Origin of the sequence: Flavobacterium sp. FlaQc-28, assembly GCF_044007415.1 — a bacterium.
Taxonomy (GTDB): Bacteria; Bacteroidota; Bacteroidia; order Flavobacteriales; family Flavobacteriaceae; genus Flavobacterium.
Window position 1 is genome coordinate 346641 of the sequence record NZ_JBIPCM010000005.1, and the last position, 16441, is coordinate 363081.

The following is a 16441-nucleotide window of genomic DNA, read 5'->3' on the forward strand; positions in this document are numbered from 1 at the left end:
ATAAATTTGATTCGAATTTAACAACCTAAATAAATCGATTTATGAAAAAAATATTTTCCTTCCTGTTTTTAGTACTATTCATTTATAGTTGTAAAAATGAAACAGAAATTACAAAAGGAACCGCTGATTCTACAGATACAAGTTCGGATTATGAATTTGTAGGCGGTTATCCAACTGAAGCAACTATCAAAAAAGCTTATGATGATGCAGATTTGGCGCGTGCTATACAAGCCTATAAATTTTTCTATCCTACCGTTTCAGGAGAAGGTTTAGTTAAAGGAAATGATAGTATTAATATTGTTCCCAATAAATCATTTGGAACTTTAGATACAAAACCGAAACAAATTGGTTTTACGCTGAATTCAGATACACCTTACGGGCCAATTCCGATTGATTTATCAAAAGGACCAATGATTATAGATATTCCAAAAGGACCGCTTATTGTAGTTGCAATGGATGTAAATCAACGCTGGGTTGCCGATATGGGAATTCCGGGTCCTGATGCAGGAAATGGCGGGAAACATTTGCTTTTGCCTCCAGGATATAAAGGTACAGTTCCCTCTTCTGGTTTTCATGTATGGAAATCTTCATCAAATAATTTAACAGTTGGTATACGGTCACTTCCTGTAGGAGGAGATGTAAATGCCGCTATAGAACGTATTAAAACAGTAAAAGTTTATCCGTTAAATAAACCATCAGATTGGAAAGAACCACAATGGCTTGATCTTACGAATAAACCTCAAAATACCACACCAATTGGCTGGGAGAATAATATAAAATACTGGGAAAATTTAAATGATGTCATTCAAAGAGAACCTGCTTATGAAGGTTATAGAAATTATTATGGAGAACTTTCTATATTAGGCATCAAAAAAGGACAGCCTTTTAAACCCGATGCGAGACTTAAAGCTATACTAGAAAAAGCAGCTAAAATAGCAAATGCGCAAATGCGTGTTCAATCATTTGCAGACCGTCGTTCTGATCGTATTGTTTGGAAAGATCGTCAGTGGGAATGGGTTGCACTTCGATTTGAAGATGGAGATTTTAATACGCCAAATTATGTAGATCTTGATGGAAGGGAAACTTGGTTTTATCAAGCAATTGGAGCGTCACCATCGATGTTTAGACGAAAAGAAGGCGGTGGTTCATTATATTGGCTTGGACTTAAGGATAATACGGGCAAATATGTTGATGGCGGAAAAACCTATAAATTAACAATACCTACACCAGTTCCTGCAAAATTATTCTGGTCAGTAACGATTTATGATGCGCTAACAAGAAGCCAAGTTGATACAGATCAAAACAAAGCGGCATTACGTTCGTTATTTGAGCTGAAAGACAAAATAAATGGTAAAAGTGTCGATTTATATTTTGGGCCCAAAGCTCCAGCTGGCAAAGAAGGGCAATGGATAAAAACATTGCCAAATAGGGGATGGTTTGCTTATATTCGAATTTACGGACCAGAAGCAAGTGCTTTCAATGGAAGCTGGCAGCCGGGTGATTTTGAAGAAGTCAAGTAAACGACGTTTTTAAGAATATTTCATTGTTTTTTTGTTAGAATCAATAGCAACAGCTTAAAATCCCAAAAAATATTTGATTTTTGGGATTTTTTGTTCTCTTAAAATAAAGTTATCTACTAAGATATTATTTTGATAACAAAAAAAGAAAATGTATTAAAAACAGCAATAAATATGGCGGTAAAAGCTTACTTATTATGATTATTTAGTAGATTTATGTTAGCAAATATAGTATATCATTGATTTTATTAAATTTTAGCTCAAATGTTTTTCCGTAAAATGAAATTATGGATAGAGAGAATTGACTAATATTTTGAAGGAAAACAGAGTATTTTTATTTGTGAGATATAAGATTAATGTTAAAGCTTAAATATGTGTACAAGAGTACTTTACAAAGGATTAGACGAATTGGTATTAACTGCTAGATCTATGGATTGGAGCTCAGATCTTCACACTAATCTCTGGTTACTTCCTAGAGGGATTCATCGTACAGGAGAAGAAGGTCCTCAATCTATCGAATGGACATCGAAATACGGAAGTGTCGTTTCTGCAGTTTATGACATGGCAGCAACTGATGGTATGAATGAAAAAGGATTAGTAGCAAATTTACTTTGGCTTGCAGAATCCAGATACCCAGAGTGGGACAAAAAAAAGTCAAAGTTGTCTATGGCAGGATGGGTACAGTATGTATTAGATAATTTTGCAACTGTAAACGAAGCTGTAACAGCATTGGAAAAAGAGCCTTTTGTGCTTATGACAGGTGCAATGCCGGGAGAAGGACCAAAGGCAACACTACATTTGTCAATTTCGGATATTTCAGGAGATAATGCAATATTTGAGTATATCAACGGAGAACTAGTAATTCATCATGACCAAAAATACACGGTTATGACTAATTCCCCTATATTTGAAAAACAACTCGCATTAAATGAATATTGGAATTCTATAGGCGGACTGACAATGCTGCCAGGTACAAATCGCGCGGCAGATCGATTTGTGAGAGCGTCTTTTTATAGTAGTATTTTACCAAAAACTAAAGAAGCTTCTCCTGCTGTGGCTGCTCTTTTAAGTGTTATAAGAAACTGCTCTGTGCCTCTTGGAATATCGACACCTGATCAGCCTAATATTTCGTCTACTTTATGGAGAACCATCTCAGATCAAAAAAATCTGATCTATTACTTTGAGTCTTCTCAGACGCCTAATACTTTTTGGGTAGATTTTAAAACGATTGATTTTTCTGCTGGTGCTGTTGCTAAGAAACTTAATTTAACTAATAATGAAATTTATGCAGGCAACACTGCTGTTTCATTTGAAGTATGTGAGCCTTATAAAATTAAAGGCAGTCCAAGGTAGATTTACAATTGTTCTTCAAAATCAGGTAATTTTAGAAGCTCTTTTGTGTTTAGAAAAATCCTCAATAAATTTAATTTATTGAGGATTTTTACTAAGTATATTATTATGTTATTAAAATGCCTGCGTAAAACTAACCGTCATACGAGTCCCATTTTCTTTAACATAGTTCATATTGCTTGACTGCCATTGTGAGATAACAGAATAATAATCTTTGTTGAACAGGTTTTCGACACCTAAACGAATAGTGCTTTTTTCTAAGAAAGTATAGCTTGAAGAAAGATTAAAAGCCGTGAACGATTTTATAGGACCAGTTCCATAAGTATAGGCACCATTTACAGGTTCAAAACGATCTCTTCCCGGTGTATTTATCATTTGTAAATAGATTGACCAAGCTTCTAAAGGTCTGATAACAGTAAAGGCAGTAATTTTTGGTGGATTTATACGATCACCTCCTAAATATACTTTTTTGTCTGTAAGCTCTCTTTTTCCCTCAGTAAAAGAATAATTAGCCCCAATATCTACTTTGGAGTGAAGACGATATTTTGCCGACAGTTCAAAACCATAAATTTTTTCAGGCGAGCGCGAAATCTGCGGATTACCATCAATGTATACGTATGAAGCTCCCAATTTTGAAGTACTGTAATACACAGCAGCATCATAAGAAAGTTTAGCCCAAGCTCCAGAGAAACCAAACTCGTAATTGTTTGCCGTAACTGCTTTTATCGAAGTATTATTTACCGTATTTTCTTTGGCAGCACGCAATACCAAACCTAAATCAGCAACACTAAAACTTTGAGAAAAACTTACAAAAGGTTTAAACAATGACCATTTTGTATAGCGAAGTCCTGCATTAAACATAAGTGCATTAAAATCCAGTTCTCCGCCATTTACAGCAATTCCGCCGCCTACGTAAGTGCCGTTTACATAATTACGAATACCAATAGTAGTATAATCCGGCACATCAATATTTACATTTTCAAGTCTTAAACCCGTTTTTAAAACCAAATTTGGTCCAAACATATTTTTAAGCTGGAAGTAAGGAGCTATGTTGTTCATCTTCATTTCTGGAATTACCAATCGTCCATCAGTAAGATGAGTATCAGTTACATCTGATAGAATATCTAAACCATAAGTTAAATTACCTGATATAAGAGTACTGAATTCATATGGTGTATTTAAATTTAAACGAAAACCAAGTTTTTTGCTTTGAGTTGCAGGTTGTCCGTTGTTTTCAAAAAAATCACTGTAATTAATTAGCGTAAGATAATCTTGAAAATAAAGAGAAGCATTAACATCTGTTTTTCCAATGAAGTTTTTTCCAATATAGCTTAAACTAGCATTATGATTATACGGCGTTCCTTCAGGTTCTCCGGGACGTTGTCCTTTTACACCAGTTGTAGGCGAATCAAAATTGCCATAAACACCAGCTTTAGCAACGTAATCTGTATGCTGTGTACTTTCGAAATAATTGTACATTAACTCTAACCGATTATTGGCATTAAAATCATAACCGACTTTTGCAAAAGCATTCCAATTTTTAAGATCGTTCATTCCGTATTCAGGAGAAAGAACACGTCCTTTGGCATCACGATAAAGTCCAGTCTCTTCATAACGTCCGCTTACCACATAATCGAACTTTTTTATTTTTCCAGTAAACAACTGCGATACAAAGAAACCTGCAGTTTGGGCGGGTTTAACTAGAGAAAAAGCTGTTCCAGCCTCTGTTGATCCGCTTATTACTTTGTCAGGATTTGATTTTTTAGTAATATAATTTATCAAACCCCCATCGGCACCATTACCATAAATAGCAGTTGCGCCTTTAATAACTTCTACGCGATCTAGAACAGTAGGATCTAGTGAACGCATATCTTTGGCACCATCTCTCAACGGTGTTGATTGCGGAATTCCATCAATCATAACCAAAACACGTCGACCGCGTAATGTCTGACCCAAATTTTGAGTTCTATTGGTCGTAAAACCCAAACCCGGCACAGTTGCACCTAATATGTCACTAAGATTGGAGCTTATGCTTAATTGCTGTTGTATTTGTTTTTTAGATAACAATGTTACCGAGGAAGGAACCTCATCTAGAATTTCGGCCTTTCTAGATGCAGAAATGATAATTTCTTGCAATTCGTTATCAGCTTTCGATTTATCGTTTAAGATACTGTCTTTGCTTTTTGTGGTTTTGTCTTTTTCGTTGTTTGTATTGGTTTTAGAAATTTGTTGTGCAGAAAGTGTACTTATCGAAAAGAACACAAGTAGTAGAGTAGAAAATTTTATCATTATTTATTTAGACTTAATTAAAACAAGTGCAAATATATGAAATGTTATAAAATAGAAAGCTTAATATCAGTACAGTTTCTCTCTAAATTAGTTTGATTGACAGAAAATATTTTGAAAAACTACTTATTAGACAGATCTAGTTTTATTGCTGTATTGACTGTTTTTATTTTTTCAAAAACTTAGCTTCTTTTTTAAACGTTTTCATTAAGATATTTTTTAAGTTGAGGTTTTAATGTTAATATGTTAGTAAATAATGATTTATATCTGTTTTTTTAACAGAACAAAAAATAAAAATTTTCTACATTTGATAGGAATTGAATCTTTATTAATTTAAAAATATTTACGATGGAAAAAGCTATAAAACTAAAAGTCCGCAAGGAGTTGAATAGTCAACAACAGTTGAATATAATTAAATTAAAAGGAAGTTTAATTACTAAGGGCTACACAGAAATTATACATATTCTGGATCAAGATGATGAGTTTCATATCAACTCTTTTGAAACTCCTGTTGAAACAAATATGGAAGTGCAGGAATTTATTAATGCATTTATAATTAAAGAGAATCTGGCAGATACAATATCACTTTTTAGATAAATGATATTGATGATAAAATTTAACTTATAGGCATAATAAGCTGTTATTATAAGGGTTTCGTTTGCAGATAACAGTTGTTTTACTATATAAAACTATAGCAGTTCATGTTTAAAAAAAATTGGAGAATAACCCATTTTGTTCTCCTTATAAGTTTTTTAAATTTTCTTCTTTTTCATTTACCATTCTATGTTTATGTCTTTAATAATGCTGATTATAAAAGCATGAATGGCATAATTTTGATTGTAAGTGTAATAGTTTTAATGTTGGTTTTAAAGGTTCTGTCGCATCTGGGAATAACTTTTATCTTTAGAATTTTAAACCGATCAAAAGATGAATACTAAAGGTCATTGTTATCCAAAATACATAATTCTTCAGGCAGTATATTTCAAGCTAAGATTTACACTTAGTTACCGTGATGTTGAAGAACTAATGAAGATTAGAGGAGTCATTGTGGATCATGCGACGATTCAGCGTTGGGTTTACAAGTTTGCACCTTTGCTTGAGGCAGAAATGAAGAAGAGAAAAGGCAGAGTGGGGGAGAGTTGGAGATTGGATGAGACCTACATCAAAGTAAAAGGTATTTGGTGTTATTTATATAGGGCAGTAGATAAATTAGGCAATACGGTTGATTTTCTTTTGACCAGAAAAAGACAAAGAATGAGTGCGCAGTCATTTCTAATTAAAGCAATTAGTAATAACTACAGACCAAGAGTAGTAAACATTGATAAAAGCGGTTCTAATACTGCCGCTATCAAAGTCTATAACAAACGTTCATTCACAAAGATTAAAATCCGGCAGTGTAAATATCTCAACAATATTGTCGAACAGGACCATCGATTTATAAAATGGAGGATACAAAATGGGTTAGGCTTTAAAAGTTTTGAATCGGCAAGACGAACATTGAGCGGAATTGAAGTTGTGCATATGCTGAGAAAGAATCAAATGGTTAGACCAGGGATGACTATGTTTAAATCATTCTGTAAATTGGCGGGCTAACTTTTAAATTACTTCAATTTTTATATTTGATTCTGACAGATGCGACAGAACCGACAAAACTGTTTGTATTGATTTGCAGTATTTTTTTAGCAGCATTTACACCTGCAAATCCCCCACCAATGATCACAATATTTTCTTTACGTTTCATTTAATTAATTCCTATTAGTTTTAGTTTATTTTTTTTGCAGAGTTAAAGCATAAGGAGCAGCTTAAACTTGTTGAGACGCTTATCTGAACCACTTTAGATGTACTTGAGTATTTGTACTTATTCATGGAATTCAGTTAAAATCCCTGTAATTATCCAGTGTAACTCTAATGCTTCAAAATTAAGCAATCATAAACTGCTGGTGCTTAAACTATTTTAAGATTAAGTCTTAATCTAGCTTAAGGAAAATCTATTATACAAGGCTTTTCTGTACTTCAAATCTGTTCGTTTTTACAGGATGTTATTTGAATTTTTCTTAATCTAGTTTATTGGTACCTGTCTGATATCGCCTTAACTTAGCCTCACAGTAGTATTTCTTATTATTCAGGGCATTTTTAGATGCTTATTTAAAAAAACATTGTGATAACATTTGAAAAAAAGTTTGATCTGAGACCTTACAAGTAACAATAACATGGAAAAAGACAATATTACGGCCATAAAAAAAGTTCTTCTGGAAACTGCCGAATCTTTATTCTCAGATAGAGGTTACAGCGATACCTCCATTAGGGACATAGCAAAGGCAGCAGGTGTGAACCTGGCTTTGGTCAACTATCATTTTGGCTCGAAGGAGAATTTGTATCTTACTATTTTTAAGAGAAGGTTTTCGGCCTATGAACTGGCACTCACAAAAATGGACAACAGCAAACCTGCAGATAAAAAATTAGATGCTTTCCTCGAAATTTATGGCAGCTATATTGACAGCCATCGCAGCTTCCATCGCCTGCTTAGCCGGGAGATAACCCTTTTACATCACGATTCGATTAAAGAAGTAATTACGCAGGCTACCCGCAAAAAGTATGAACTGATTAAAACTATAATCCTTGAGGGTATGGCAGAGGGTCTTTTTAAAACGGTAAATGTCGATGTTGTAACACTCAATATAATAGCCTTTGTACCCAGGATTTTTTCGGGAAGCCCATTTATCACGGATCTGCTTGACTGGCAGGAATCAGAACTCCGCGATAAGCAGACAGTATATACAGAATTAAAGGACTATTTTTATACTATTCTGCGCAACGGATAATTATGAAAACTTTTGTGCGGCGTTTTTATCAGTCAGGAACAAAAGTTTTCCATCTACAGGTTTAATTAACTGCATTGGATATTTCTGCGGATTATATTCTCCGTGTAAAACCTCGTACAGTGCCTGTGATTTACTCTCCCCGAAAGTGAGTACCACAATCTCTCTGGCTTTATTAATTAAATGAGCTGTCAGGGTAATACGATTCATATTTTGAGATTTTAGATAATAGGCAGATACCCATTTCGTATTTTCTTTCAAAACCTCCTGATCTGGAAAAAGTGAAGCCGTATGTCCGTCGTCTCCCATTCCTAAAAATATAAAATCAAATTTTCCGTCCTCTCCCAAAACATTTCTAATGAATTGTTCGTATTGAAAGGCATAATCTTCAGCTGTCACACCAGAGCTGTACATTGGAAATATATTTGCTTTGGGTATGCTTACATGATTTAAAAGGTAATCAGAAGACATTTTTGCGTTGCTCATCTCATTATCCAGCGGCACCCATCGCTCGTCACCCCAAAATACAAAGACCTTATTCCAGTCTATTTTTTCCTTGTAGGATTTTGTCGCCAAAAGTTTGTAAATGGCTGCAGGAGATGTGCCGCCTGTAAGGGCAGTTACAAATCGGCCGCGCTGCTGTATTGAATTTTGTGCCGCAGCGATAAAAATTTCAGCTGCAGGTATCGTCATCTCTTCCTTATTGTTAAAAATACTGATCATCTGTTACTTTTTCTTTGACTTCATTACAGGTATTTGATATCCAGGCATGTCCCTGACGTGCAAGCAAAGCATCTGCCTGCTGCGGACCCCAGCTTCCGGCCTCATACTTATGCAGGTTTAAGAACTTATCATTTTCCCATGCTTGTTGAATTGTTGTCACTACGTCCCAAGCTTCTTCGACCTGATCTGAGCGCATAAATAAAGTAGGGTCTCCAAGCAGCGCATCAAGTATCAGCGTTTCATAAGCTTCCGGGGATTTGGCCGAGCATGAGAAGTAGTCGAAGACCATCTCAGCCGGTTTAAGCGATAAGGAAAGCCCTGGTTTTTTAGTCATAAACTGCAGTCTTATATCCATTGCGGGCTGAATGTTTATAATTAAGCGGTTTGGCATTAATCCTTCTTTTCCAAAAGAAAAGGTAGAATGGGGAACAGGCCTGAACTGAATTACGACAGAGGATTGTTTTTCCTTCATTCTTTTACCGGTACGAACATAAAAAGGCACACCCTGCCATCTCCAGTTATCCAGGTAAAATTTCATGGCCACAAAAGTTTCGGTGGCAGAATTGTGCGCAACACCGTTTTCCTGAAGGTACCCCTTTACAGACTTTCCTTTAATAGCACCATTATCGTACTGGCCTCTGACAGTATAATGTTCGACTTCCTGAGGTGTAATCCGGCGGATCGATTTTAAAACATCAGCTTTACGGTTTCGTATTTCATCTGCCTGCAGTGATGTAGGGGCTTCCATGGCCACCATAGTCAAAATCTGCATCAGGTGGTTTTGTATCATATCTTTTAATGCACCGGCATCCTCATAAAAGCCGCCTCGATCTTCAACCCCGACTTCTTCTGCAACGGTGATTTGAACAGAATCAATGAAGTTGCGGTTCCACAGAGGCTCAAACATGGAATTGCCAAAGCGGAAAGCCAGGATATTCTGGACTGTTTCCTTACCCAGATAATGATCTATGCGGTATATCTGTTCTTCCTTGAAAGTCTGCGACAATAGCTTGTTTAACTGCACGGCTGAACTTTTATTGTAACCGAAAGGTTTTTCAACAATAATGCGGTCCTGGTCAGCATTGGAAGCCAGGTCTAATTTCTTGATGTTATTTGATATCGCCGCGATAAAAGATGGCGCAATGGAAAGGTAAAAAAGCCTGTTGGCGCGCTTGCCAAATGCCTTGTCTGTCTGATCTATGTCTTGCTTTAAGGCCTGATAAGATTCCTGCTGATTAATATCATTCTGGAGATAGGTGATATGGGAAGCGAATTGCTGATAATTTTCCGGGGAATCTATTTTATTTCTGGAAAACGCTGTCAGGTTTTCATTGACATAGGCGCGGAACTGCTCATCGGAGCTTTCGGCCCTTCCCAATGCAATGATCTTAAATTCTTCCGGCATACGGCCATCAAGGTAAAGGTTGTAAAAAGCCGGGAAAAGCTTTCTTTTAGCCAGATCACCGGTTGCTCCAAAAACAATTATGATGGCTGGCTTTATAGTATTGACGTTATTCATTTTGCTGCGTTTAAAATTTAGTCATTCCACTGCGTGTGGAATATACCCGGACGATCAGTACGTTCGTACGTATGTGCCCCAAAGTAGTCGCGTTGTCCCTGTATAAGGTTTGTAGGCAGATACTCTGATCTGTAAGCATCGAAATAGGCCAATGAGTTCATGAGCCCGGCAATAGGAATGCCTTTTTGAACTGCTGATTGTATGGTATTTCGGATGCTGATCTGATTATCATTCAGTGATGAGGCTATATTGTCATCAAGGAGTATATTTTGAAGCTCCGGATTTCTCAAATAGGCCAGTCTGAAATCTTCCAGAACTGCGGCACGGATTATGCAGCCGCCACGCCAGATTTTTGTAACTGTTTCAAGGTTCAGCCCGTACTTGTATTCTTGTGAGGCCGTGGTCAGCAATGCCAGTCCCTGCGCATAGGTAATTAATATGGAAAAATGCAAAGCTCCCTTAAGTTCTTCAATCAACAAAGGCAGATCTGTAGTGCTTTTCGGTGTATTCCAAACCAATTTCTGGGCAGCAAGAATTCTTTCGGGTTTGTTTTTGGACATATCACGCATGGCCACGGCAGCATCTACCGTAGGCAGGGGCACCTGCAGGTCCATCGCATTTTGTGAGGTCCATTTTCCGGTTCCTTTAGATTTAGCCCAATCAGATATTACATTGATAAGCTTCTTTCCGTTGGTATCTGTTTTTTTAAGAATATCTGCTGTGATCTCAATAAGGTAGGATTGAAGTTCAGTGCCATTCCAGTCTTCAAATGTTTTTTGGATGGTATCGTCGTCCATGTTGCAGCCGCGTTTCATAAGATCGTATATCTCTGAAATAAGCTGCATGATGCCGTATTCAATACCATTATGAGCCATTTTTACATAGTTGCCTGCCGATCCGTTACCCAGATAAGCTACACATGGCTCGCCATCAACTTTTGCTGCTATGGCTTCAAAAACAGGACGAAGTCTTTCATAAGCCTTTCTGTCACCGCCGGGCATAAGGCTTGGACCAAATCGTGCCCCTTTTTCACCTCCTGAAATTCCCATCCCGAAAAAATGAATGCCTTTGGATGATAATTCTGTGAACCTGCGGTCCGTATCGGTGAAGTAAGTATTTCCCCCGTCGATAAGGATGTCGCCTTTATCAAGGTAGGGCAGCAGGTTTTCAATCGCATTATCTACAGGTTTTCCTGCGGGTACCAGCAGCATGATTGCCCTGGGCTGCTTGATGAGTGAAACAAATTCCTGCACTTCTGTTGTGGCTTTAATGAGCTGTTGTGCGTCTGCCTGTTTAGTAAGGGACAACACTTTTTCTGTATCTAAATCCAGGCCTGCAACAGCAAATTTCTGATCGGCCATATTTAGCAGCAGATTGCGGCCCATTACACCTAAGCCAACAATGCCAAAATCGAATGTATTGTTCATAATGGTTATAGTAATCTAAATTTATTATTGAAAAATTAAGGCTGGAAGCTATAGATATAGTCCAGCCTTAAAGGATAAAGTATTATACAGTTACACTGTTTATAGCATCTTTTAATGCTTTTGCGGCAGCAGCCGGGTCTTTAGCGCCATAAATTGCACCACCTGCTACAGCTACATCTGCACCTGCGGCTACAACATCTTTTATTGTATCGATGTTTACACCACCAGCAACAGAAAATGGAACTTTTGCTTCTCTTCCTTCACTGATCAGTGTTTGTACAGAGTACCCAGGCAGTGCCTGCTCGTCAAGACCTGCGTGTAATTCAACAAAAGCTACTCCAAAAGCAGTAACTTCTTTTGCTCTCTGCACTCTGCCTTTAACCCCGATCGTATCAACGACTACTTTTCTGCCGTATTTTTTTGCTGCTTCTACAGCTCCTTTGATGGTTGCATCATCGACAGCCCCCATAACTGTTACAAGGTCAGCCCCAGCTTTGAATGCCATTTCTGCTTCCAATGCACCGGTATCGGCAGTTTTCATGTCAGCAAAAACCAATTTGTCCGGAAATGCTGCTTTCATCGCTGTTACAACACTAAGGCCTTCAGCTTTAATAAGGGGAGTACCCAATTCGATAATATCTACGTAAGGTGCTACTTTTGCTGCTAGTTCTAATGCTGCTTCTGTAGTAAGTAAATCAATTGCGACTTGTAATTTTGTCATGTCTAAAAATGTTTAAAAAAATTAATTGTAAAAAAAAGTTATTCAAGGTTAGCGTGTTTCGGCCACAGGTCTTCTTTGGTTAAACCAGATTCCTGCCAAAGAGTCATAAAAACGCTTTCGAGTATAAATAATGTAAATTGTTCAAAAAGGCTTCCTGCATACTGGTTAGAAACCGATACGCCAAAATCTGTTTTTGTGGCAGCATTAATCAGCAGAATATTTGTTGCTAATTTGGCCAGGGTGCTGTCTGCATCGGCGGTAATGGCTACAACGCCGGCTTTTTGTTTTACTGCTTTTTCTACCGCGGATAAAACTGTTGAAGTCGTACCGGATCCTGATGCTACAAGCAGCAGGTCCCCTTCAAGGATAGCAGGGGTAACAGTTTCACCAACTACATATACACTATAGCCTAAGTGCATAAAACGCATTGCAGCCATTTTTAAGGCAAGTCCGCTTCTGCCGGCTGCCATTACAAAGATTCGGTTGGCTGATTTAATATTGCTCACCAATGCATCAATCTGCTGAGGGTCGAGCTGGTCTGCTAATTTTAAGTTTTCCTCTAAAATTTTGTGCAGGTTTTCTTTTATCAAACTATTGAAATTCATATTTTATTATTTAAAAATAAGCGTATAAATGCCTGCTATCATTCAAATAGCTTACCCTTTGGAAAGGTTAGATGAATGATACTAGTGCGATTTTCTGATTATGGATACTGCCAGTTTTACAGGCAGGTTTGAATTATAATTTTAATTCCTGATCAGTAGAATTAAAGAAAATAATTAAGCTGCAGTGCCTGTAAGGCAATAAGAATTTGTACATCTTTGAAACAGTAGTATTTACTGATGCAAAGATAGGACAGGAGAAAAGGATGGATGTTATACAAACAGGACTATGCGGTATAAATTTGCGCCAGTTCGTTTTGAAGATCTGTTGGAGTTTCTTTTAGTTTTGCCTTTACAAATTTATTTAGGGCAGAGGGGGAGCTGAATCCCAGGTCAAATGCAATTTCTTTGTGTGAGAGGTGAGAAAATAGTAACTGTCTTTTGATTTCAGTAAGAATTCTGTTATGGATGGCGTTTATGGCAGTTTCACCGCAGTGCTTTTTGGTTATTGCATTGAGTTTTTTGGCGCTGACTGCAAGCTCCAGTGCATAATACTGAACGGTGCGCTGGGTTTTATACTTCTGGTTCAGTAATTTTTTGAAAGCGATATAAAGATGCTGGTTTGTCAAAGCAGACTCCTGATTGAGTACAGGGTGCTGGCCATGAACGGATTCAATAAGACCCAGAAGGAAAATTTTAATGTAAAAACGTGCCTGTTCTTTCCTGACAAGGCTTGGAATATTATATATATCGTGGATGTTCTGAACAATGGGAAGCACCTGTTCGAATTCGGGCTTTGAAAGTGCAGTGCAGTTAAGGTGTGCCGATAGGTTAACGTTGTAAGCGCTTAGTTCATTTTTAAGTATGTCCGAACAAAATAATACTTCTTCAAACAAAATGATCTTACCTGTAATATCATTGCTGTAATTGGAAAGAAAGTGTATCTGTTCAGGAAATGCAATTGAGATTTTCCCCGAGTTTAATGCATAAATTTTGTCTTCAATATGTATGCTGATATCTCCGGATTCGACTAAAATAATACAGAAATGATCCTTTTTATGGGGCTGCAGATATTGTTCAATATTGGCTTGGGTCAAGTCAAAAACCCGGAATGACAAATTTGTATCTTCCAATTTTTGAATATTTTTCTTAATTTCTAACCGCATTAAATCCATATGATATTTTTGTGTTATTGAACTGGCAACCCTCAAGGGGGTAAATCAAATTGTTACTTTTTAAAAATTAGGTTTGGCCATACTAATGAAGCATTGCTAATTCAATTAAAAAAAGCAAAGGACAAAAGTACGCTTTTCTGATTTTTACAGGAATGATCCAGTTTAAGAATTTATCTTAAACTACATTAAGAATATTTAAAAGACTGGCTTTGCGCAGACAGGCATAAAAATTAAAACCCGAAACAGAATTATTTCAGGTTTTAATTTCATTTGTTAAAATTGAGATATGGAAAATATCCTATTTTATAAAAGGAATCTATTCTGATCAGCCCTTAAAATTCTTCAACCGCGTCCAATTCAATATTCCAGAATTTTCCTGTCTGGGTGTTTTCAGTAATTGCTTTGTAGATGCCATTTACCGATTTCTCAAGAGTTACCGGAGCTGTATCGCCCCCCATTCTGGTTTGTACCCATCCTGGATGCAGCGGGGTAACACGTATATTTTTATCTGCAAGCCTTTGGCTGGAAAAAACGGTCAAATTGACCACGCTTTTTCAGCATAAAGTGACCACCGCTTTCGGATCAAACTGACCACCACTTTTCAATTTAAACTGACCACATAGTTTCGGTTCAAATTGACCACTAAAAACTACTTCTTTTTCATGTTGTTAAACCATGGATCTATATAAAAACTACAGGCTATGGCAAATAACAAACTAGACATGAATAAAATTAGAAAAGTTATTAAATTACATTGTAACGGCAAAAACAAGCTGTTTATAAGCAAGTATTTATCGCTTTCCGGAAACACAGTAAAAAAATACATCTCTTTATTTGAAGTGCTTGGATTAAGCCTTGAGTCTGTCAACAAGAAAACCGATACTGAATTAGATGAACTGTTTTCCCCAGGCCCCGCAGAAGTTCTTTCCTCAAGAATCGAGGATCTCTATGCTTATTTTCCACAGATGGAACGGGAATTAAAAAAAACCGGCATTACCATACAAATCATGTGGGAGAGATATATCGCTTTAAATCCCGATGGCTTGAGAATTACCCAATTCAGAAACCGTTACAGGGACTGGGGTAATAAAGTAAATCCTGTGATGCATATGAACCACAAGGCTGGTGATAAAATGTATGTAGATTATGCTGGAAAGACACTCTCAATTTTAGACAAAAGCACATCAGAGATCAGAGAAGTGCAGTTTTTTGTAGCTATACTCGGAGCAAGCCAATATACTTATGCAGAAGCTTCCATGAGTCAGCAAAAGGAAGATTTTGTAGCTTCGGTAGAGAATGCAATGCGTTTTTTTGAAGGAACACCTGCTGCAATAGTACCAGACAATTTAAAATCTGCTGTAATCCGAACCAGCCGCTTCGAACCTACCATTAATGAAACTCTGGCAGATTTAGCAGAACATTATGAGACTACTATTCTCCCAGCAAGAGCATATAGACCAAGAGATAAATCTTTGGTCGAAGGTGCGGTTAAAATACTTTACAGAAGAATTTATGCAAACTTAAAAGACACTAAATACTTCAGTATAGACGAACTAAATCAGGAGATATGGACTCTTCTGGATGCTCATAACAATAAGAAACTTACCGGAAGACCTTACTCTCGTTTTGAACTCTTTATTGAAGATGAAAGACATGAACTGCAACCGCTTCCTCTGGAACGCTTTGAGATTAAATACCAGTCTCTAGCAACAGTTATGCAGAATGGACATGTTCAACTAAGCCAGGATAAGAATTATTACAGTGTACCTTATCAATATTTAAAGAAAAAAGTAAAACTACTCTACACAAACTCTACAGTTGAAATCTACTTCAAATACAATCGTATAGCTACTCACATCAGAAATCCCAAGCCTTACATCTACTCTACAAATCCTGAACATCTGGCAAGCACACATCAATTTGTATCCCAATGGAATGCCCTAAGATTTATTGATTGGGCCAACAGTATTGATCCGGCAGTAGGAGAATACATTATGCAGATAATCGAAAGCAGAAACCACCCGGAGCAGGCCTATAAAAGCTGTTTAGGGATATTATCTTTTGAAAAGAAAGTAGGTACAGAAAGATTAGTAAATGCCTGTAAACGCGCTCTGGACTTTAAGATTTATAATTTTAAAACTATACAGAACATCTTAGATAACAGTCTGGATAAAATATCTATTGAACACGAAATGGAACAGGAACAGGATCTTCCCGAACACAATAATATTAGAGGAAAAAATTATTATAACTAAAATCAATATACAATGAATGAATCTACCGTAACAAAAATGAAGCAGAT

15 protein-coding genes are annotated in these 16441 nt (G+C 36.8%); 6 read left to right on the top strand and 9 right to left on the bottom strand.

All coding sequences use genetic code 11. The annotated features are described in order from the left end of the window. The first annotated feature begins 41 nt into the window (after window positions 1-41). Both ACHRVL_RS15375 and ACHRVL_RS15380 read left to right on the top strand, forming a co-directional pair. Complete coding sequence (locus ACHRVL_RS15375; RefSeq protein WP_395414167.1) at window positions 42-1520, top strand: DUF1254 domain-containing protein; 1479 nt, start codon at window positions 42-44, stop codon at window positions 1518-1520. Between the two features lie 369 nt (window positions 1521-1889). Next, complete coding sequence (locus ACHRVL_RS15380; protein WP_395414169.1) at window positions 1890-2870, top strand: linear amide C-N hydrolase; 981 nt, start codon at window positions 1890-1892, stop codon at window positions 2868-2870. Window positions 2871-2981: 111 nt separating this feature from the next. Here the strand turns inward: ACHRVL_RS15380 and ACHRVL_RS15385 are convergent, their stop codons facing one another. Then, the gene (locus ACHRVL_RS15385; RefSeq protein WP_395414172.1) at window positions 2982-5156 is read right to left on the bottom strand and encodes a TonB-dependent receptor; all 2175 of its coding nucleotides are present in this window, start codon (window positions 5154-5156) and stop codon (window positions 2982-2984) included. A gap of 345 nt (window positions 5157-5501) precedes the next feature. Between ACHRVL_RS15385 and ACHRVL_RS15390 the strand changes: the two genes are divergently transcribed. Then, a complete protein-coding gene (locus tag ACHRVL_RS15390; RefSeq protein WP_089057894.1) occupies window positions 5502-5750 on the top strand; it encodes a hypothetical protein in 249 nt (82 codons plus the stop codon). A gap of 330 nt (window positions 5751-6080) precedes the next feature. Further along, a complete protein-coding gene (locus tag ACHRVL_RS15395; protein WP_129022526.1) occupies window positions 6081-6746 on the top strand; it encodes an IS6 family transposase in 666 nt (221 codons plus the stop codon). A gap of 13 nt (window positions 6747-6759) precedes the next feature. Here ACHRVL_RS15395 and ACHRVL_RS15400 read toward each other — a convergent pair whose 3' ends face one another. Next, on the bottom strand, window positions 6760-6894 hold the full coding sequence (locus tag ACHRVL_RS15400; protein ID WP_256871092.1) for a hypothetical protein: 135 nt from the start codon (window positions 6892-6894) through the stop codon (window positions 6760-6762). Between the two features lie 469 nt (window positions 6895-7363). Between ACHRVL_RS15400 and ACHRVL_RS15405 the strand changes: the two genes are divergently transcribed. After that, window positions 7364-7975: a TetR/AcrR family transcriptional regulator gene (locus ACHRVL_RS15405; protein WP_179003765.1), complete on the top strand. Its 612-nt coding sequence runs from the start codon at window positions 7364-7366 to the stop codon at window positions 7973-7975. On the opposite strand, the gene pgl is transcribed toward ACHRVL_RS15405, so the two are convergent. From pgl to ACHRVL_RS15440, 7 genes are all read right to left on the bottom strand, one after another. After that, window positions 7976-8695 (bottom strand): 6-phosphogluconolactonase, encoded by a 720-nt coding sequence (pgl, locus tag ACHRVL_RS15410; protein ID WP_179003766.1) that lies wholly within the window; start codon window positions 8693-8695, stop codon window positions 7976-7978. Next, the gene (zwf, locus tag ACHRVL_RS15415) at window positions 8679-10214 is read right to left on the bottom strand and encodes a glucose-6-phosphate dehydrogenase (RefSeq protein WP_179003767.1); all 1536 of its coding nucleotides are present in this window, start codon (window positions 10212-10214) and stop codon (window positions 8679-8681) included. The genes pgl and zwf overlap by 17 nt, the downstream gene beginning before the upstream one ends. A 17-nt stretch (window positions 10215-10231) precedes the next feature. Beyond that, a complete protein-coding gene (gene gndA, locus ACHRVL_RS15420) occupies window positions 10232-11641 on the bottom strand; it encodes an NADP-dependent phosphogluconate dehydrogenase (protein WP_179003768.1) in 1410 nt (469 codons plus the stop codon). Between the two features lie 82 nt (window positions 11642-11723). Next, window positions 11724-12362, bottom strand: coding sequence for a 3-hexulose-6-phosphate synthase (gene hxlA / locus ACHRVL_RS15425; RefSeq protein ID WP_179003769.1), 639 nt, complete (start codon window positions 12360-12362; stop codon window positions 11724-11726). 38 nt (window positions 12363-12400) lie between these two features. After that, on the bottom strand, window positions 12401-12967 hold the full coding sequence (gene hxlB / locus ACHRVL_RS15430; protein WP_179003770.1) for a 6-phospho-3-hexuloisomerase: 567 nt from the start codon (window positions 12965-12967) through the stop codon (window positions 12401-12403). Between the two features lie 284 nt (window positions 12968-13251). Further along, complete coding sequence (locus ACHRVL_RS15435) at window positions 13252-14139, bottom strand: helix-turn-helix domain-containing protein (RefSeq protein WP_179003771.1); 888 nt, start codon at window positions 14137-14139, stop codon at window positions 13252-13254. A gap of 332 nt (window positions 14140-14471) precedes the next feature. Further along, a complete protein-coding gene (locus ACHRVL_RS15440; protein ID WP_395414178.1) occupies window positions 14472-14687 on the bottom strand; it encodes a hypothetical protein in 216 nt (71 codons plus the stop codon). A gap of 153 nt (window positions 14688-14840) precedes the next feature. Here ACHRVL_RS15440 and istA point away from each other — a divergent pair, with 153 nt between their 5' ends. Continuing rightward, window positions 14841-16394 carry an IS21 family transposase gene (istA, locus tag ACHRVL_RS15445; RefSeq protein WP_179003775.1) on the top strand — a complete coding sequence of 518 codons (1554 nt, stop codon included), beginning with the start codon at window positions 14841-14843 and terminating at the stop codon, window positions 16392-16394. Window positions 16395-16441: the final 47 nt, after the last annotated feature.

Excerpts from the sequence above, each read along its gene's own strand:
- ACHRVL_RS15375 (WP_395414167.1), top strand. The coding sequence starts at position 42 with ATGAAAAAAATATTTTCCTTCCTGTTTTTAGTACTATTCATTTATAGT.
- ACHRVL_RS15380 (WP_395414169.1), top strand. The coding sequence starts at position 1,890 with ATGTGTACAAGAGTACTTTACAAAGGATTAGACGAATTGGTATTAACT.
- ACHRVL_RS15385 (WP_395414172.1), bottom strand. The coding sequence starts at position 5,156 with ATGATAAAATTTTCTACTCTACTACTTGTGTTCTTTTCGATAAGTACA.
- ACHRVL_RS15390 (WP_089057894.1), top strand. The coding sequence starts at position 5,502 with ATGGAAAAAGCTATAAAACTAAAAGTCCGCAAGGAGTTGAATAGTCAA.
- ACHRVL_RS15395 (WP_129022526.1), top strand. The coding sequence starts at position 6,081 with ATGAATACTAAAGGTCATTGTTATCCAAAATACATAATTCTTCAGGCA.
- ACHRVL_RS15400 (WP_256871092.1), bottom strand. The coding sequence starts at position 6,894 with ATGAAACGTAAAGAAAATATTGTGATCATTGGTGGGGGATTTGCAGGT.
- ACHRVL_RS15405 (WP_179003765.1), top strand. The coding sequence starts at position 7,364 with ATGGAAAAAGACAATATTACGGCCATAAAAAAAGTTCTTCTGGAAACT.
- pgl (WP_179003766.1), bottom strand. The coding sequence starts at position 8,695 with ATGATCAGTATTTTTAACAATAAGGAAGAGATGACGATACCTGCAGCT.
- zwf (WP_179003767.1), bottom strand. The coding sequence starts at position 10,214 with ATGAATAACGTCAATACTATAAAGCCAGCCATCATAATTGTTTTTGGA.
- gndA (WP_179003768.1), bottom strand. The coding sequence starts at position 11,641 with ATGAACAATACATTCGATTTTGGCATTGTTGGCTTAGGTGTAATGGGC.
- hxlA (WP_179003769.1), bottom strand. The coding sequence starts at position 12,362 with ATGACAAAATTACAAGTCGCAATTGATTTACTTACTACAGAAGCAGCA.
- hxlB (WP_179003770.1), bottom strand. The coding sequence starts at position 12,967 with ATGAATTTCAATAGTTTGATAAAAGAAAACCTGCACAAAATTTTAGAG.
- ACHRVL_RS15435 (WP_179003771.1), bottom strand. The coding sequence starts at position 14,139 with ATGGATTTAATGCGGTTAGAAATTAAGAAAAATATTCAAAAATTGGAA.
- istA (WP_179003775.1), top strand. The coding sequence starts at position 14,841 with ATGGCAAATAACAAACTAGACATGAATAAAATTAGAAAAGTTATTAAA.